Source organism: uncultured Parabacteroides sp. (assembly GCF_905196875.1).
GTDB lineage: Bacteria > Bacteroidota > Bacteroidia > Bacteroidales > Tannerellaceae > Parabacteroides.
Genome location: NZ_CAJJWO010000034.1, coordinates 24,523 through 45,142, shown reverse-complemented (window position 1 = coordinate 45,142; position 20,620 = coordinate 24,523). Strand labels below are relative to the sequence as shown.

The window sequence follows — 20,620 nt, the reverse complement described above, 5'->3', positions numbered from 1 at the left end:
ATTAATTTGATGTTAACTGGTTTAAGACTTCCACTAGTCGCTGAGGCTCTTCCGTATAATAGTCAGCCCCTATTTTCCGGGCAAAATCATTACTCACAGGTGCTCCTCCTATAAATGTTTTCACTTGAGGAAACTCAGCCTTTATTGCAGCATTGATTGATTCCATATTCACCATTGTCGTCGTCAACAAGGCAGACATTCCGACAAAAGCGTCCGGATTTTCACGGACTGCTTCTACGAATTTCTCTTCCGGGACATCCACTCCCAGATCAATGATTTCGTATCCGTTACCCTCCACCATCATACAAACAAGGTTTTTGCCGATGTCATGCAAATCACCTTTTACCGTACCAATGATCAGCTTCCCCTTGCGCTTAACAGAGCCATCATTGAAATATTTTTTCAAATGTTGCATACCTCCGCTCATAGCTTTCGCGCTCATCAGAACCTGAGGTACAAAGACTTTGTTTTCCTTAAACTTTACACCGATATTATTCATACCGACAATCAATCCTTTTGTTAAAATGTCGTTTGGAGAATACCCCTGCTCCAAGGCCTTCTGTGTCAATTCATCTGCTCCGTCTTCTCCTTTCATTGTCGGAGGATAAGGAGTTTTGGCATTGATTTTGCCAACTTCAACGCAAAGCGCAATTCTGTCTAATGTGTTTTCCATATTATTCTTTATCTAGTTAATTGTTCTCTTCTTCTTATCTCTTTTACTGCATCGACCATAGCATAAAATCCTTCAATCTGCATGTAATCCGGTATTGAATTACCCGACCCCAGTCCATACCCGTTAGCCTTTTCACGAAACCTTGTTCCTTCTTCCAACACTTTATTAAAAACCATGTCATACGGATTCAGGATCAGATAGTTCATATCAAATCCGCCAAACAAACCTATCTTATCCGCATAATTATCGATCCATTCATCAAAAAGACATATCTGATCCTCATTCGAATGTTTGGCGTCTATTCCATTCTGAAGAATATCCGGCATGATCTCTTTAATATTACCACAACAATGCAACAGGAATTTCTTGTTCTTCCGGTGTACAATATCGATCACCTTCTTATGCTGAGGCAGAACAAACTGACGGATCGTATCCGGTTCAAGCATTGTCGCCATGCGATGTCCTAAATCATCTCCCATACGGTAAAAAACAAAAAGATCGTCATAATCTTCCAGCATTTTAGTCCATAAGGTTTCATACAACTCTCCAATCTTCAGGAACAAATCAGCAAAAAGTTCCGGATCCAGATACTGCATCACGCAGAGGCTCTCATAACCGACCAAGTCCTGAGCTGTTTCAAAAACACCATATCCGCAACCTCCGTAAGCTTTCATTCCAGCCGGCATCATTCTACGGATAGCATCCAACCTCGGACCGTATGTTTCCCAGAAAATACGGGGAATATCATCAAAGGGGTATTTTTCAAAATCATCACGAGTTTGAATCGGTCCCAGCATTCCCCCTAAGATAGCACCATGCCCGGGAAGAATTTCACAGATAGCCGCTTCATAGCTGAATGCGTCATAGGTATTTTCCTTCCAGAAAGAAATATATTTTCTAAAATATTCATCCAGGTCGGAACGACTCTTACGTCCATTCAATGATAATTCTTCCCCGATACATTTAGAAACAAACGGGGCATCGATATTATGCTCGTATAACGGCAAATAGTCTGGTTTCTGATTATACAGTACTTTCAGGATATTTCTGTAATCAGGTTTAAATGTATTCATGCTTTTCTTTTATTTTAAAATGAAACTTGCAGGTGCATAAGCTCCTAATTCAAACTCTATTTTTCCTGCTCTTACCGGTACAGGTTCTCCCTTTATCTCTCCCCGGAGATTGACAGGTACTGCCTTAGTCACTTTCAGACCTGCCGGTAAATAAAGTGTCAAGCTGCCGGATTCGCCAGCTTGTTCCCATACACGTAGCAACAAACCTTCATTTCCGTCCGGATCCTGTCCGAAAGCAGTAACCAATACCCCCTTCTTAGACAATCTGATACCTTCGGATGAGACCGGTAAGTTGCCTCCGTTATTCTCTGTATAAGTAGCCATCAAAGGAACACGGGTTTCTTCCGTAGGTGTTATCAAGGATGCCTCATGACTGTATTTATCGACCGACCATAGATATACTTTAGCTGATAAACCACCTTCTATCCATTCCGTGAAATTTGTTCCCCATTGATTATTAAAAAGGTTGACAAAAACATTCGGCCTCCGGGGGATAAATTCTCCGGAGAAACGGAACAGACCGGGACGATCCAAACTGACAGCCGGAGCATTCGGAGTGTTTAATCCAAATCCTTTCCCCTGATCATCAAGAACAGCCAAACCTGTATTCAGAAAGAAATAATCATGATTGGTATTTTTGATAAAATCTGTCGCCGGATTGACGACACCACCGGTTCTGCCTAATCTGAATGAAGGATTCGATAAATTGAACGGAAAAGCAAGCCAACCACCTTCCGGCTGGGATTCGACCGGTTTATTCCGTATTCCCCAGCATATTTCCAGATAGGGAGAATTGTCTTCCAATGTATAGGTCAATGTATAGTTATCTCCGGAACCGGTCCGGCAGAATGCGGTGGCACTAACCGAATGAGCAGTCTGTGAATATTTGACTTTTATCAATTTACCTTTTATCATCTCATATTTCAAATCAGGATTCTCTGGCCGTCCCATTTCCTGGTCCGCCCAACCATGATGTCCCGGTTTTACATAGCTGGCATTATACCGGTTGATCTCCTCCTGACCGAATTTCTCATGAATATACTCCCCGAATCCGTATTCATTTTTCTTGTCGACCATTTCTTTCTGCTGTCGTTTGTCCCATACAGAAAGTAATGCACCGTTTTCCCTGTTTATTTCTATCTTGAAATATTTGTTTTCCAAAACTGCTTTTGCCTCATCGATACGGGAAGTTCGGGAATCCTCAGAAAGCGGAGTTATTATCAATGTATATGTTTTATAGCCTAAAGAAGGGACCTCTTCCGCATAAAAAGACAGGTGATTATAATCGTTATATGCCGGCATGATCTTTCCTGTCGATTCATCCTTCAAACCATAAACCTGGAAATTCTTTTTATATACTCCCATATGAAAAGCGACGGAACCGGAACGTTTCCAGGGAAGAGGGTTGTATACAACGACTTTACGTCCTTTAATATCTACATTCTGAGCAAGTTTCTTCAAATCTTTCCGTAAAGAAGGAACAATATATTGTTCAGCCCGGTATGCCCGGTTCCCTTTTTCATACCAGGAAGTTTCAACAAAATCGTACTGACCTTGTGCCCTGGCAATAGTAAAATCATCCCCATATTTCCAAAACTCCTGATGCCCGTGACTCATCGCCAGTCCGAATGTATGTTCATCAAACAATAAAGATTGTTCAATCGCCTTTTCGACATAAGGCTCGACCGGTTCAGAGGTTATATTCCATTGCTTCAGTAATGTATTCAACGTTTCCGTATTATAGATGATGCGTTGCATGGATTTATTGATCTTTACCTCTTTAGGCATCGACATATAACCATGAATCCAGGTATCCGGCATATCTCCCCTGACAACAGGCAATGACGGATTTTCCTTCATCAGAGCATCATAGAAATCTTCCAACTGGCCGATCCGTATCCGGGCATTAGGAGCTTTTTCATGAGCTTCTTTCAAAACAGCTGCAACATCTTCGGGTGACGGAGCCCCTGTATTCTCATGTGTATGTATCATTGCCAACCACGTCTTATATTTCCATGTAGCCGGAGGCAACACACCCGAACCATAATATTCCGCCCAATTAAAAGTTAATAATCTCGAACCATCCGGTCCCTCCCACCAGAACAAAGTCGGTATATCCGGTGATACAGACCCCGGATTACAGCCGATATGCAAAATTTTCACACCGGCCTGTGTCAATAACGTAGGAAGTATCCATGAATGGCTGGGAACATCTGTTAGTTTAGCACCACGCACCAATGGCTGACTATACTTCCGGTTTATCTGCGAAGAATAAGACATTCCCCGTACCAATGTCTCCAGATCACTCGATTCAGTTTCAAATGTGAAGGGAAGTGCGTGAACTCTAAAACGTCCATCCTGCAATGCTTTTTCAATTCCTGATTTATAAGTTTCAGAAGTATTTTCCATAATATACTTCATCGGCCATCCGGGAAGAGTCCAGACAAATTGTTCCTCCTTAGGCAATTTTGAGGTTTCCTTTACCGACCGCAATGTTTCATCCATCATAGAGGTTGTGTATTTCTGTAAAATAGACTCAGACCAGTCGGTATAACCAATGTCAAAGTGCATTTTGAAAACAATGATTATATCCTCTACTGCCGCCTCATCGGCTCCTTTATCTACATCTATAGCCGCGATCTGAGCCTTCAATGCACTTACAGATAGAATGAAGGTACATACTAAAAAAATAAACTGTCTTTTCATATTTCATGGTATTATGTTTTCTATCGTTCAACTTAACCAGTTAAGTTAAGTATGAAAAAAATAACAATATTGATATAAAGTTCTACACAACTCGTTATATACCATTTGATATATAACTCCTTACCTCTTTATTCAATTTTGTTATTTATTTTTTTTACAAACGTAGACGTCTTATCAGATATAAACAATGACTTTTTCTCTGATTCCCTTATACTATCTTACGATTAGTGCAAATTACTCATACATGGGTAAAACCAATTGGACGTTTTCTCCTTTATTACCAGAAGTTTCCAATTTGTCAATCAAGGTACGGACTGCTTGACGCCCTATCTCTTTTATAGGTAAAAGTGCTATATGCATATTAGGTGCTAAAAGCTCAAAACTCGGAGTGCTATGCAAGCAAGCCAAGCCTATTTTACCTACATCTATATTCCGTTTATAAAAATAACGCAGCCCCTCCATTCCCAAATAATGTGTTGTAAAATAAAAACCATCGACATCCGGAACTTCTTTAAAAATAGTATCCAATACCCGAACAATATCCGATTCATACTCATTTCGTGAAACTTCGCCATATAAGTAAGGGGAAATAAAACAATCATGTTCCGTCAACGCCCTTTTATATCCTTCATATCTCAAACTCATCGTAAAGAGTGTCGAAGCGGTTGTTATAATAGCTATCTTTTTACGTCCTTCATTAATTAGCTTTTCAACCAGATTATAACTACATCCAATATTATCAATAATAATATAATTCGTATCCAACTCCGGGAAAAAACGGTCGATCAGGACAAACGGATATCCTTCTTTCATCAAGATCTCCAATTCTCCTTTGGCATAATTTGTGGGAGCAATAATCAGCCCATCAATATTCTTCGATCTTAACATTTGGATTATATTATTTTCTCTTACCGGATTAGATTCGGAACTGCAAAAAGTCACGGTATACCCCAACTGTTCGGCTACAAGCTCCACTTCCATAGCTACCTGTGCATAAAATGTATCACCAATAAAAGGAACAACCAATCCAATGGTCCGGGTTTTACCTGTATTCAGGCTTTTCGCCAGAAAACTCGGTTTATATTTAACTAACCGGGCATAATCCTTTATTTTCTTCTGTGTAGCCGTACTGATCTTACGTTCGTCTCCATGGCCTGACAAGACCCATGAGACCGTTGTTTTTGAGAGATTTAGATCTTCTGCAATATCTTTAATTGACTTTCCCATCATTTTTTAATTTAGGTAACTTAACCAGTTAACTGCAAAGTTATTGCTTAATTTGATTTTACACAACAAACCATAGACATCACATTCCCTCTAAAAGGTTGTATTTTTTTTATTTTCCCGTCCATTTTATCAAAAGAAAAAGGAGAGTGGCTGTTTCTTCCGAATGAGACATCAGGTATTCACGGATCTTTTTTAAAGCTATCCCCATCTGGTTTTCAACAGTCTTTACTGAGATTTCTTTTATGGTTGCTATTTCTTTATAGCTAAGTTGCTCTTCACGACTCATTACAAATATTTCCCTGCATTTCTCCGGTAGAGATTCAACGGCAGCCTGCAATAATTGATAAAACAACTCCCGGTCTACACAATCGACAGCCTCGCTTTTCTCCAGTTCGATACGGGCCCATTTCTCCAATATAACAGAATGATTCTCTTTGTCACGCAGATAATTCAACATGCGGTTGCGAGCACTGTTATAAAGAAAGGTTTTGATATATTGGATGTCTTTTCCTTCATAATCTTCCCAAAGGGTAACAAAAACATCCTGTACCACTTCCTCTATTGCCTGATAATCGCGGGTATAATAGTTCAGGAAACGGCATATAATTTCAAAATAGTCATTATATGTGTCTTTGAATGTTTTTTCATTAATAATCATAACCAGATAGCTTTTTCACTGTATATAATAGTATAGAACCAATCAGACTTATGATACGTGATCCCCGTCGACAAAAATAAGTAAATAAACGATTGTATAACCTATATCCGGCTAAAATATATTAAAGCTTGCAGGGTTGATCTCAACAGATATGAAAACGGATCAATTGCCTGCAAGCTTATGTACCGGAGTGTTCTATCTCCCTTCCGGCTATAAATTTTAATATACTACATATTTCTCCCCTTCGATTTTCAGTTCCCCGAAACTACCGGAAGATTTATAAGGCTGTCCCCCGCCGATATACAATTCGACCGAACCTTCTTTTTCCACCTGGTTACCTTTTTCATCCACCAGTGAAAGTTCTTCGGGAGAAAGGGTGAAGGTTACCTGCTGACTCTGGCCTTTATCCAGATGAATTCGTTTGAAACCTTTCAAAGCACGCAGAGGGACACGGGTATTTCCATTCTGAGGATGAGAAACATACAGCTGGACAACTTCGTCACCGGCACGCTTTCCGGTATTCGTTACGGTTGTAGTGACCTGTATGCTTTCACCGGTTTTAACTGCAGAGGCATTCTGCAAAGGAGCATATTCGAATGTCGTATAACTCAGGCCATAACCGAACGGGTAACGGACATCGCCCTTATAGTAACGGTAAGTACGGTTCGCCATCGAATAATCCTCAAAATCGGGCAGGTCGCTATCGTTCATATAGGTAGTGAGCGGCATACGGCCAGCAGGGTTATAATCGCCGAAAAGGACATCGGTAATGGCATCGCCGGCAGCCTGTCCGCCATACCAGGCTTGCAGGATGGCGTCGGCGTTACGACTTTCCCAGTCGAAACTCATCACGGAACCGGACATGTTGACCAGGATCAGCGGACGGCCTGTCTTTTTCAGTTCCTTCATCAGTTCCGTCTGCACGGGAGGTAATTTCATGGTCGTACGGTCGCCACTGGCGAAACCACCGTAACCGGCAGCTCCAGCGTCACCGGCTTCTCCTTCGTAATCGGCACTGATACCGCCGACAAAGATGATCAGATCCGCTTTCTTCGCCTGGGCAGCTACCTGGGCAAAAGATGGAGCACCTTCCAGTTTCTGAACAATACCGACACCAGTCAGCGTATCGATCTGAATATGGTTACCGAAACGTTTCTGCAAACTCTTATACGGAGTGATGATCTCGCTCGGCGTTCCGAAATAGTTTGCCAGCTGCGTACTTCCGTTATTCATATTCGGGCCGATCAGGGCGATACGTTTGATCTTTGAAGCGTTCAACGGCAAGATATTCTTATTGTTTTTCAGTAAGACCATCGATTTCTGCGCCATCTCGTACGCATGCTTTTTATGGGTATCGCTTTCAATCACCTCACGACCGATCGAAGCATAAGGCACTCTGTCGGCCGGATCGTACATACCCAACTTAAACTGGATTTCGAACAGACGGGCCAGAGAAACATTGATCTCCTTCTCGGAGATCAACCCTTTTTCCACTCCCTGTTGCAGTTTTTGGTATAAGTTACCACATTCCAAGTCGGTCCCGTTCAACACAGCATCGACCACAGCTTCCGTATCGTTGCTATGCGTTTTGTGATACTGGGCAAAATCGCTGACCGCCCAACAGTCGGAGGTTACATACCCGTCGAACTTCCACTGGTTGCGCAGGATATCCTGCAACAATTCATTGTGGCCGCAGCAGGGAGTCCCTTCGAAGCGGTTGTAGGCACACATCACGCCATGTACCTTCGCCTTGGTTACCAGCTCGCGGAAAGCCGGCAGGTAGGTATCCCACAAATCGTACATGGAGACGCGGGCGTCGTAGGAATGACGGTTATGCTCCGGGCCGCTGTGAACGGCATAATGTTTGGCACAAGCTACCGCTTTCAGATAATGCGGATCGTTTCCTTCCAGGCCGTGAACGATAGCCGAACCCATCTTTGCTGTCAGGTACGGGTCTTCGCCGTAAGTTTCCTGTCCACGTCCCCAACGAGGATCACGGAAGATATTGATATTGGGAGTCCAGTAAGTCAGTCCCCGGTAAATATCACCGGTCTTGCCTTCCCGCAGGTCTTCGTTAAACAGAGCACGACCTTCCGAAGAAGTGATATCTCCCATCTTTTGAAGGGCTTCCGGGTCGAAAGTGGCCGCCATACCGATCGCCTGTGGAAATACGGTTACTTTCTCCTTCGTACGGGCCACACCGTGCAAGGCTTCGTTCCACCAGTTATAAGCAGGAATACCCAAACGGGGAACAGCCGGAGCGGCATGTTTCATCAACTGGACTTTTTCTTCCAGTGTCAGACGGGAAATGATATCCTGTACCCGGACATCCAAAGGAAGGTCCGGATTACGAAACGGATAGTCGTACGTTTGTGCCGTCAGGCCGCCCCAGGAGAGAGCGACCAGTAACACGATACTTTTCAGTTTGCTTTTCATGTGATTGCCTATTTTATTTGGTTACTTCTACAATAATCTTACTCTCTTTCAACCCTTCCGATACAGCAGTCAATTCGATAGGTTGTCCGGAACGGTCACTAGTGACAAGCACCTGAGCATAGCCGTTAAAAGCATTCCGGTGTACATCGCTGCCGGCAGGGAAGACATCCGGTTCTTGACTACAAGGATTACCATTACCCACTCCCAGGATCTTGCCGTTACGGACATCGAAATGAATTCCGTTTTCAGCAGTAGGTACTACACGTCCTTTGGCATCCAACACTTTTACGGTAATGATAGCAACGTCGTTACCGTCACCCTGGATAGCAGTACCGTTTTCACTGACCAGTTGCAAGGAGGCCGGATTCCCGGTGGTTTCCACCAACTCGGTGTATTTCTTTCCGTTCTTCTTCCCTTTAGCCAACAGCTTACCCGGGGTATATTTAACACGCCAAGCAGGAATATCAAACTTTTCAACCGTCTTTTTACCCAGGCTTTTGCCATTCAGGAACAACTCCACCTCATCCATATTGGTATACAGATGTACATCGACCGAATCCGTACCGATTCCATTCCAATGAGGAAGCACATGCAACACCGGTTCTTCCGTCCACCAAGCCTTGTAATACCAGAATGCATCTTTCGGGAAGCCGCAATAGTCTAATATTCCGAAATGAGAAACTACACCCGGCCAGAAATGCAACTGCGCCTCGCCTCCATAATCGAAACCGGTCCATACGAAAGCACCGGCGACAAACTTGCGTGCATCGACATAACGCATCCATTCTTGTGCACGTGCTCCCCATCCCGGAACATCACGATCGTAAGCTTGATGGAAACCTTTCTTTGCATCAGTCTCATAAATACCACGCGTCATCACCGTACTTGCCTCTTCGGTGAAAATACAGGGCAGATTCGGAAACTTTTCATGTACTGCGTCGATATTGCCTATTTTATAATAATTAGAACCTTGTACATCTACGGCATAGGTAAAACCTTCCCCCCAACTACCGTTCATGGCAGCCGTGCACGGACGAGTAGGATCCAGTTTGCGCTGGACGGCTTTCATGCGCTCAACAATCATACGCCCCTTCTCTGTTCCCTGTATGGCAGGTTCTTCGTTTCCCAAACACCAAATGATAACAGACGGATGATTCCTGTCGCGGCGAATGATTGTCTTCAGCTGGCTCAGACCTTCATTACTGGAACTCAATACACGCAGTTCATCCATGAACAACATACCTAATGTGTCGCAAGCATTCAGCACAGCCGTTGTCGGGGGATTATGGGAGGCACGATATGCATTTACTCCATACTCTTTCAGACGGGCGATTCGCCACGCATTCAGCTGGTCCGGAACGGCAATCCCCACACCGGCATGGTCTTGATGACAGCATACCCCCTGGATCTGTACACGTTCGCCATTGAGGAAGAAACCTTCGTTAGCATCGAAACGGATATCACGGATACCGAAAGAGGTATCGTAGCTATCGACAACTGCCCCATCCAATAAAATATCAGTATGCAACGTATAAAGCGTCGGAGTCTTCAACGACCATAAGTCAACTTGCCGTACATCCATATATGTTTCCACCTCTTTCGTCTCCAACGAGGGTACGGTAAGGGTTGTACCAGACTTGTTTACTTCTTTCCCTTGACAGTCGATTATACTGTTTTGCACAATAAGATCGACCGATTTACCACTTTGGTTCGTCACTTCTATCTGTGCCTTCACACGGGCTTCCTTCTTTTGCAGATCCACTTCGCTGGTGACAAACGTCCCCCATTGCGGGATATGCACGGGAGCCGTGCGGGTCAACCATACATTCCGGTAGATACCAGCACCTTCATACGACCATAATTCGGAATGAGTCGCATCTACACGGACGGAAATCACATTTTCCGCATCATTTTCATAATTCAGGCATTCCGTTACATCGAAGACCAAAGGTACATAACCGCTCTCACCGCGTCCCAAATAGACACCGTTCATCCAGACCTGTGCATCACGGAAGATACCCTCAAACTCCAGCGTATACCGATCCCCTTTTACCAACTCGGGCGTAAACCGTTTCCGATACCAGCCCACACTGTTTTCGGGTGCACGTCCACCCAACTTGCGGTACCCTTTCATCTTGAATTGCTCTTGGCTATATCCCAAAGCCATCCCCCAGTCATGAGGCAAAGAGATCTTCTCCCACTTGCTATCGTCAAACCGTTGCGTATGAGGAATAGCCAAACGTGATTCCTGATCTGCATCCAACATAGTCGACTCCTGCAAAAAGGCAATCTTAGAGAACGACAATGCCTGCCCGTAATTAAAATCCTTTTCAGGATTGGCTGCATGCCCTTTGGCAAAGAGCCAATCCTGGTTCAACAACACTTTCTCCCGTTGTGACTGTGCTCCCATCCAAAGGGCCGGAAGCAATAGCATCACTGTAAAAATCAATCTTTTCATTCTTAGATCTTTTGTTTTCTATGTATATTATTATTGGCAAACTTCTATCTTAGACGTCTGGGTTATACCATTCTCATTATAAGTATCTATTGTAAAATAATAAGTAACACCTTTATTCAGACTGCCAATTTCCAGCACTGTTTCTCCCATCACCTGGAAGTTATTGTAAAGCTTATCTTTTGCAATGCCATAACGGACGATATATCCCTGAGCATGCGGAACCTCGTTCCAGCTCAGGCTAACCTTGCAAGGATCAGTTTCATCCCGTTGTACGGTGAAATCATTTACCGCACGCGGTTTACTGCCCAGGCCATTGCCGAATATCCTCAAATCGCGGACGGAAAGGTTCGACGATACCGTATATTCCTTATTTTGCAATTTAATATAACGGGCCTTAAACGGTGCCTCGAATTCGATATAATCGTGAGGAGCATCCGTTTTTTTAGTACTGTAGTCTACAACCGGCGACCAATCCTCTCCGTTAGCCGAGGCATAAATCTGATAACTCTGGTAAACACCCGGAACAAAACCTCTCTGATTCGCCCCGTATTCATCGAAGTTTACCTGGATAGCCTGGATAGATGCAAGCTGTTGCAAATCGACCTGCAACCATTCCGTCTCATTATTCGTTGCTGCAACCCAGGCCGTGCGGGCATCTTCATCTACGCTGTTCTCTGCCGGATAACCGTCCAGCGAGGAGGAGGTCGTTACCGGTTTCCGGTAAGAAAGCAACATCCAACCGGGTTGGACAGCTCCGGTCGCTTGTTCCTTTCCTCCGGGCAGAAACATCGGATAGTCTCCTAAATACGTATTTGTATATAGATAACCGTCTTTGTCGAAACCGACAGGATAAAAAGAAACTCTCCGTTCAAACATGTGGCGGACGGAAATCGAATTGGTGGCTGCCTTCCAATAATTTTCATTACCGGCAGTAAAGAGACAACCATGTCCGGCACCACCGATAAAGCCGGTCGGTTTATACGATACAGGGTTGTTCTCCGCATAAGTGAACGGACCGGTAGGCGATGTACCTACATAAACTCCGTCGGCATACGATTTCCATTCGGTTCCCGGACCGGCATATTGTAAATAATACTTCCCCTGGCGGGCAGTCATCCAGGCTCCTTCGATATAAGGACGGCGGGGAAGTTCGTTCAGTTCCCCCGTCCGCTCCCATCCATGATTTTCTTTATCGCTGTTAAAACAAGCGACCACCTCCGTTTTGGCCTCCAATGTATTCAGATCCAATACCTGTGCATAGATAGGATCGACAGGAGAACAACCATAATACATATACAGGTTATCCCCTTCCACATAAAAGGCCGGATCCCAGTAAGACCAGATTTCTTTAACCGGTTCCCATTCGCCTTTTTCGGGAGCAGCCGAACGGTACAACATGCCTTTTCCATGGGTGGAACCTACATAATAAAGATAATCTTCGTGTATAAAAAGCCCGGGAGCATAATCCTCGATCGGCAATACGGAGTCGGTGATAAAAACATGTCTCCAGTCGGTAAAATTATCAGAATACCAATAGCCTGACGACTTGGAGGCAAACAAATAATATTTCTCTTTGAACGAGACAACCACCGGATCGGCAGCTTCCCGAATTCCCTCACCTCCATCTATTTTCATAAACCGGTAATTCAGGTTTACCGGGTTACAGAAGGTTTTCGGAGACTTAGCAATCTTTGCTTTAATCGGACGAGTATCCTGACAACCGATCAATAAAGGAACGATCAGAAAGGTTAGCAACAAACGTTTCATACTTCTTGTATAAATTAGATCTTTTATTATGTTTTTCAATTAAACTTACCCGGCAAATATACAGATTATCAAATATATAAACAATAAAAAAACCAATATTTACTGTACCTACAACAATATCTATTTCAAAAGCGAAACAACACTACTGTGCTACATACAATAACACTACTATGTCGTGGTTATCAACACAGTAGTGCTATTATACTTAATACAGTAGTGTACTATCTTACGAATTAGCTGTTCCCCCTTTAAGTGCGAAAGCTTCTACTCTCTTACCATCGACAAGTCGGTATAACGTCCAACTATTGCCGTCTTCACCGGCTTCCAACCGCCAGTCGTAAGACGGGTCACGCAACAGCTTCTTTATAGAGCGGGGAAAGGCATCGGCATGGCGGGCCTCCTCCCAGGTACGGATGGCCTGGAATATCTGCTCTTTTTGCGGACAGCTTTCTACATCTTTCTGATCGATAGCCAGGAAATAAGTAGCTCCGTAACCGACCGAGATGGCCTCTACATGCTCATACTGTTCGACGGTAGAGGTATCTTTGATAGCAAAGTTACCGCCAAAAGAGACCGGATAGTAATTGGAGTAAGTAACATCGCGCAGGTCTTTTCCCTGACTGGTCGTGCTTCCCCATTCCCGAGTATCGATGTCATAAAGGTTACGGCCACCTCCGACATTCCAGACACTCTGGTAATGCCAGGAACCTTCCGAAAGGGTAGCTCCCGAGAAACGGATATAGGGCACACCCAACTCTTCAGCCCGTTCAAACATCTTCCGGAAGAAACGCTTGGCCGAGTAATATCCATGACCGTTGTTGAACAGAAATTCCTGTCCGTCGAAGTCGTAAAGGGTTACGCCGCACAGGTGGGATACATCGGCATAATATTCGGCAATCTTATCCTGAAGGGCAAGATTCGGAATGATACCTTCGTAACCGTAATTGATGGTTACCTGCAATTTATAGACGGGATCATTCGCCTTATGTGAGGTAGCCTTGGTTCCCCAATAGCCCCGGGTCACATTTTTCAGGGTATAGGGAGCCGTTTCGGATACACCGAGGTAGTGGATCAGTTCGCCGCCGATCTTTACCATATTCAGGTTTTCACAATGTCCCTCCCAACTGGCTATTTCTTCCAGATACGCAGGATCGTCGACAATAATAACGGTATCTTCAGAAGAAAGGTCTTTCATCAAGACACGTTTCTGCTGATAGCACAGGCTGTCGCTAGGAACAGGACTGGCATCTTTCGTGCCAGGAGCCAGCGAGTTCGTGATATTGACACGCCCCAGCATGATCCCTTTTTCTGCTGCCATATCGGCAAATTCGCGGTGGGATTTGTTACCCGCTTGAAAGCGGAAAGGTTTCTTTTCATGGTTTCTTCCGTCCAGATACCCTTCGTTAGCCCTGTCGGGACGCAGGAAACCCTGGTCGTAGGCATGAATAGCCGGGAAACCCAGTTTAGCCGTATAAGAAATGATACTGTCGTACTGATTTCCACTAGTCATTACATCGGGAGAATAAGCGGCGGGATCTTTGATCCATTTCCCTTTCACGGTCGGGTACGGCAAGCCTTCCGACAAGACGATATTTTGTATCACATCCAGTAGAGCCGTGCTGTCGGGACTTCCCCACAAGGCAATGGAAGAACCTATAAAATCGATGCCGGGGATAGGTTCCACATCGATATGGTTCGGGATATTGGCGGGCATATTGGGTATCAGCGAATAATGAACCTGCCGCTTCCCGCTACGATCGCGCGACTGATAATTCAGGAAGATACGCCCCAGGCTATCCACCATCGCCGCATTTCCGTACATAATCCGATAATAAGGTTCCTTATTCGCATAGAAGGCAACATCGCTGATACCATTCCCTCCCAGGGTAAACACCTGTCCTTCATGCAGGCTGTCAGGTAAGGGGTATCGCTCTTTATCGGGCGTGTGAATGATATACTGGAAAGGGGCGGCATCGCCTTCGATATCGGGTGTACCGCCCAATGTATTGTCGTCGAGGGCGAGCACGCCGATACTGTAATTCACCACATCGCTGGTATCGCGGGCGACACCGATAATTTCACCTAATAGGTTAGTGATGTTTGTATAATAGCTTCCCCATTGGATCGCATCGATACCGTTCCGCGGTTCCAGGCTATTCAATGTCAGTTTAAAATATTTACTATTGGGCTGTAATGCGACTTCCGCCACAGAGCCGTTCGGATACGTCAACGTAAAACACTGTTTTACTTCGTCAAAAACGGCATTTTGCGGTGTGTAATACACCCTTTTCTCCGAATCGTACAATGACATCAATGGAGAAGGCTTATCCTCCGGACTGAACTCGCGGGCAGGAGAAACCGTCGTATTCTTCATATTGGTTATATACCCCTTGGCATTTATACCGATACTGAAATAGTCGGTATTAAAATCCCAAGTCTTCTCGGTCGTGCAACTAAAAAGAAGCAACGAAACGGCGCATAATGAAAGGACTTTTTTATATTCTATCATAAAGTTATTTATTTGTTTTTAGTTTATAGGTTACGGACTTACCCGCCTTTACCGTCACTTTATCTTTCCATCCGAGGAAGGCATTGTCGCCCAACGGACGAGCTGCCTCTTCCGCATTCTCGGCAAAAAAGGTAACGGTAGCGTCGTAAGCGGTCGGGTTCATTATTTGCAAGACTAATTGTTTCTTGTCCTGCTTGATTACTTTTGCTTCTACATGATCAAAGACATAGAGGGAGCCGAGATCCGTCCGAACATAAATACCCGGAATCTCCAATGCCATCATGGCACCGTTTGTTTCATTCCAGCCGGTCTTACCCCCGTCTCCGCGAGAGCCACGGCTATCGGCATCACAATAAGTCAGACGTTCTGTAATCTTTCCATTGGGTTGTATGCCTTCTGCATGGGCATGAATCACGTCACGGAGTAATTCTGCATAAGAAACATCGCCAGTAGAACGGTATAGTTTGAACAAGGCATCTCCGGACTGCGTACAAAAACCCGGAGCTCCGTGCTTATTCTGCGTACTTGCCCAAACGGCACCAGTCAGATTGGCCCCCAGTTTTGCCAGCGGAGTATCTTCCGGCAGACGGTAAGGGAAAGAGACGGTCCAGGTGGCACATAGATTGGCAAGGTCGGCTGATTGTTTCAGATATTGTTCTTTCCCCGTCACTTCATAAAGTGTCATTAAAGAAGTAAGCAAAGCAACCGCCGTTTCAGAGTCTGCATTTTGAAGGATATCACCACAACCACCGGAAGTAAAGCCGACTAAAGCAAAATTATCGTAATAATCCGCAGCAGCTTCGCAGGCAACTTCCAGGTAAGAGGGATTCTTATAATATTCGGAAGCCAGAGCCAGTCCGGCTACTGCCATTGCTCCGCTCGTCGTATTGTATACAGCTACGTCGCCTGTTTCCACATTCAGATAATTACCCCATGTTCCCTCTTTTTTCCAGGTATTGACAAAGGCATCTGCCAACAGACGCACATTCGTTTCCCAACCGGCATCGATAACAGAAGCTTTCCCCTGTTCCTTCAATAACATAAATTGTTTGACCATCCAGTAAAGCACATCGCCGTTTTTACGGGTCAGGCCGATTCCCGGATTGTTGACAGCCGCATCACGGTATAAGACTTTTCCGTCCGATCCGAGAACATCATAATAGTAACCGCTTTTCCCTTTTGCACGCGGCAGTCCGAAGTCGAACGTATTTTTCACTTTCCGCAAATGATCCTCATCGCATAAAACCAGCATCGGATAGGTATTCATCAGACCGCCAATCCAACCGTAAGAGATCCAGTCGGCATTCTCCGGACAATAATATTCCCACTGGTCACCGACATGATAACGGTCATCGATATTCCGTACCATCCGTGTCAGCACCTCACTCATCGGGATAAGATTACGGGGAGCTTCCCCGGCAGTATGCAGTTTGCGATCTTTCATAAAGCGCGCCAGTAATTCCGGAACATCTTCACAGGGAAAAGCGATCTCGGTAACCCGTATAACGATTTTGTCTCCTTTCTTCACCTGTACTCCCCGGTCAGGACTTTTACTGAAACCAATAAACTCCGGTTTACGCTCCCGTACACCCGGAGCACTGATGACAAAAGAGGCGATACTGCGATCCGGTGTTTCTTCAACGATCAGAGCATGATCCAATAGTTGCTTATTCCATTCGATACCCTGGTCAGTCAATAAAATCGTCCCGGACTTCTTCCCCCGTTCCAGCATCGTCATAGCAGGAGTTGCCGCATTACTGACATTGACCTCCAAACGGGAGGAAGCTCCGAACTCAGGAGAAAGCTGCGGAATCGGATTGGAAGTCAGCACCAGATCCTTCCGGTTATAATCTGTCTTATCAAGCCCCGTAGCATACGAGCGGTTGACAATACGTTGCCTGTTACCGTTATAAACGGAAGAAGGGATCATCACATAGTTATCGCTTGTCCAACTATACCGGTCGAATGCTACTGCCACACCGGCATCTTTCATATCCTGTCTGGCTGTAAAAGAAAAAGTATATAGTTTGCCACCATTAGCCATTGTCTGTTCGGTTCGTACCTCCCAGGCAGAGGACGAATTGATCTCTTCACAATGCTTTAACTCGGCTTCATTGTAAGAACACTCCAGCAAACGGATATGTTTAGTTACATCCTTCACTGCCGGTAACCAGCTTCCTTTCTCTGAAAGCTGCGGAATTTTCTTATCAGCATGAACCTTCCTCCCGGAAGGTTCTGCCAACAAATTCTGCATAAAAGCAGAGCATACAAAAAAACTAATACATATAAAAACACACTTATTGAATTTCATTTGCTTATTTCTCCAGAATTAATGATAAAGGCTGGTAAGCCTTCAAGTTAATAGTTATTTTATTTTGCTTCACAGGAAAAGCTTTTCCCTGACGCTCTCCACGCAAATTACAATACTGGGCCGTACGATAACCACAGTCAGGTAATGTGATCACACATTCACCCGCATCCCCAGCCTGTTCCCAGACACGCAGAACGTCTCCGTCTCCGTCCGTATTGGCTCCGAAAGCTGTAACCAGAATTCCTTTCTTCGACAACTGTATTCCTTCTGCCGACACAGGCAGTTCGCCACCTTTTCCTTCCCGGTAAACAGCTATAAGAGGCACACGTGTTTCTTCTGTCGGAGTAATCAATGAAGGCTCATTTTTATATTCATCGACCGACCATAAATAGACCTTCGCCGACAAGGCACCTTCCACCCACTCTGTAAAGTTTGTTCCCCACTGGGTATTGAATAGATTGACAAACACATTCGGTCTTTGAGGAATAAAGTCACCGGTAAAACGATATAGCCCCAGGCGATCCAGGCTGACTGCCGGAGCATTCGGAGTATTCAATCCGAATCCTATCCCTTTCGGGTCGACAACAGCCATCCCTGTATTCAGAAAATAATAATCATGATTAGAACGCTTTATAAAATCCGTAGCCGGATTAACGACAGCCCCCGTACGTCCTAAATGAAAAGTCGGCTGAGAGACATTGAAAGGAAATGCCAGCCATCCGCCTTCCGGCTGCATATCGGCCCGCTTACCCTGCATACCCCAACAGATTTCCAGATAAGGAGAATCTTCATAAAGCGTATAGGTCAAGGTATAATCTTCACCACGACCGGTACGGCAGAAGGCTGTGGCTTCCACCGAGTGTGCAGTTTGATTATAAACAATCCGTAAAGCTTTACCTTTTACCATTTCATACTTTAAAGCCGGATCGACCGGACGGCCCATCTCCTGATCTGCCCAACCGTGATGACCCGGTTTAACGTATGTCTTGTTATATCGTTCGATCTCTTCATTACCAAACTTCTCATGAATAAACTCACCAAAGCTGTATTCATTGCGGGTATCGACCATCTCCTGCTGCCGTTTCTTATCCCAAACAGACAACAGAGCACCGTTTTCCGATGAAATAACGACTTTGAAATAGGGATTCTCAATCACATTTTCCGCCTGATCGACACGAATGGCATGAGCCTTTTCCGAAACAGGCTCGGTTATCACCGAATATGTTTTATATCCCAAAGTTGGTACATCATGAGCAGTAAATGAAAGATAGTTCCCCTCATTGTAAGCAGGAATAACCTTACCGGTCTGTTCGTCTTTCAATCCATAAACAGTAAATTTCTTCTGATACACATCCATAAACAAAGAAACGACACCCGAACGTTTCCAAGGTAACGGGTTATATACCACCACCTTCTGCCCATCTCCTTCTACGGCATTGGCCAGATTACGCATGTCTTTACGCAAAGAGGGGATAAGATATTGTTTCGACCGATGTACACGGTTAGCCTTTTCATTCCATGATTCTTCAATAAAATCATAAGCACCTTTCGCACGATCTATTACAAACGGATCGCCATATTTCCAGAAAGCCTGGTGACCATGGCTGATTGCCAGTCCGAAAGTATGTTCGTCAAATAATACCGACTGCTCGATAGCCTTGTCGACATACGGTTTCACAGGCTCCGCTTTCACGTTCCAGCCTTTCAGCAATGTGTTCAAGGTCTCTTCATTATAGATCAGACGCTGCATCGATTTATTGATCTTCACCTCTTTGGGCATTGACATATAACCATGAATCCAGGTGTCGGGCATATCTCCGCGTACCACAGGAATAGATGGATTTTCCTTCATCAATGTATCATAGAAATCTTCCAGTTGTCCTATCCTGACCCTGGCCCCCGGCACTTTCTTACGGGCTTCTTCCAATACGGTCGCAACCTCTTCCGGCTTTGGAGCTCCGGTATTTTCATGTGTATGGATCATGGCTAACCATGTTTTATGCTTCCACCCTTCAGGCGGCAAAACACCTGATCCATAATATTCAGCCCAGTTAAATGTCAGTAGCCGGGAGCCGTCAGGACCTTCCCACCAGAATAATGTCGGAAGTTCCGGAGAAACTGACCCCGGATTACATCCGATATGTAAAATCTTTACTCCAGCCTGTATCAGCAGCGTCGGTAAAATCCAGGAATGACTGGGAACGTCAGTCAGTTTAGCACCTCTTGTCAGCGGATGTCCATACGTCCGGTTGATCTGAGAAGAATAGGACATTCCGCGAACCAACGTTTCCAGGTCGCTCGACTCCGTTTCGTAAGTAAAAGGAAGAGCATGTACCCTGAAACGTCCATCTTTCAGGGCTGTCTCAATACCCGACTTCCGGTCTGCCGTCGTATTTTCCAAGATATATTTCATAGGCCATCCGGGGAGTGTCCACACAAACTGTTGTTCCGATGGTAACTTACTCGTTACATCCACCGAATGCAAGGTTTCATCCATCATGGAAGTAGCATATTTCTGCAATATAGATTCCGACCAGTCCGTATATCCAATATCAAAATGCATTTTAAATACAATTATGATATCTTCTACCGATGTCTTTTCAGAACCTTTATCAACATCTATCGCAGCTATTTGTGCGTTCGACCGGGATATAAATAATACCAGTACGATAAAAAGTAAAATTCGTTTCATATATAAGTGTAAGTATAAGTATAATGTGATGCAAAAATAGGAGGAATGGTATACAATCGATTTATACTATCCTTTTATTAAGTTATACAATCTTAGTATTGTACCAAATA

11 protein-coding genes are annotated in these 20,620 nt (G+C 44.6%); all 11 read right to left on the bottom strand.

The features are described from left to right. Position 1: 1 nt before the first annotated feature. Positions 2–673 carry a corrinoid protein gene (locus tag QZ076_RS12550; RefSeq protein ID WP_293713654.1) on the bottom strand — a complete coding sequence of 224 codons (672 nt, stop codon included), beginning with the start codon at positions 671–673 and terminating at the stop codon, positions 2–4. Between the two features lie 8 nt (positions 674–681). Continuing rightward, positions 682–1,746, bottom strand: a complete 1,065-nt coding sequence (locus QZ076_RS12545) for a uroporphyrinogen decarboxylase family protein (protein ID WP_293713653.1) — start codon at positions 1,744–1,746, stop codon at positions 682–684. 9 nt (positions 1,747–1,755) lie between these two features. After that, positions 1,756–4,452: a glycoside hydrolase family 38 C-terminal domain-containing protein gene (locus QZ076_RS12540; protein ID WP_293713652.1), complete on the bottom strand. Its 2,697-nt coding sequence runs from the start codon at positions 4,450–4,452 to the stop codon at positions 1,756–1,758. A gap of 234 nt (positions 4,453–4,686) precedes the next feature. Next, the gene (locus tag QZ076_RS12535; protein WP_293713651.1) at positions 4,687–5,679 is read right to left on the bottom strand and encodes a LacI family DNA-binding transcriptional regulator; all 993 of its coding nucleotides are present in this window, start codon (positions 5,677–5,679) and stop codon (positions 4,687–4,689) included. A 109-nt stretch (positions 5,680–5,788) separates the two neighbouring features. Next, complete coding sequence (locus QZ076_RS12530) at positions 5,789–6,337, bottom strand: RNA polymerase sigma-70 factor (RefSeq protein WP_293713650.1); 549 nt, start codon at positions 6,335–6,337, stop codon at positions 5,789–5,791. A gap of 219 nt (positions 6,338–6,556) precedes the next feature. After that, complete coding sequence (locus QZ076_RS12525) at positions 6,557–8,773, bottom strand: glycoside hydrolase family 3 C-terminal domain-containing protein (protein ID WP_293713649.1); 2,217 nt, start codon at positions 8,771–8,773, stop codon at positions 6,557–6,559. 13 nt (positions 8,774–8,786) lie between these two features. Further along, positions 8,787–11,231 (bottom strand): beta-galactosidase GalA, encoded by a 2,445-nt coding sequence (gene galA / locus QZ076_RS12520; protein ID WP_293713648.1) that lies wholly within the window; start codon positions 11,229–11,231, stop codon positions 8,787–8,789. A 30-nt stretch (positions 11,232–11,261) separates the two neighbouring features. After that, complete coding sequence (locus QZ076_RS12515; protein WP_293713647.1) at positions 11,262–12,998, bottom strand: discoidin domain-containing protein; 1,737 nt, start codon at positions 12,996–12,998, stop codon at positions 11,262–11,264. Positions 12,999–13,224: 226 nt separating this feature from the next. After that, positions 13,225–15,507: a hypothetical protein gene (locus QZ076_RS12510; RefSeq protein WP_293713646.1), complete on the bottom strand. Its 2,283-nt coding sequence runs from the start codon at positions 15,505–15,507 to the stop codon at positions 13,225–13,227. A gap of 4 nt (positions 15,508–15,511) precedes the next feature. Continuing rightward, on the bottom strand, positions 15,512–17,761 hold the full coding sequence (locus tag QZ076_RS12505) for a hypothetical protein (protein WP_293713645.1): 2,250 nt from the start codon (positions 17,759–17,761) through the stop codon (positions 15,512–15,514). 61 nt (positions 17,762–17,822) lie between these two features. Further along, the gene (locus QZ076_RS12500; protein WP_293713644.1) at positions 17,823–20,510 is read right to left on the bottom strand and encodes a glycoside hydrolase family 38 C-terminal domain-containing protein; all 2,688 of its coding nucleotides are present in this window, start codon (positions 20,508–20,510) and stop codon (positions 17,823–17,825) included. Between the last annotated feature and the right edge of the window lie 110 nt (positions 20,511–20,620).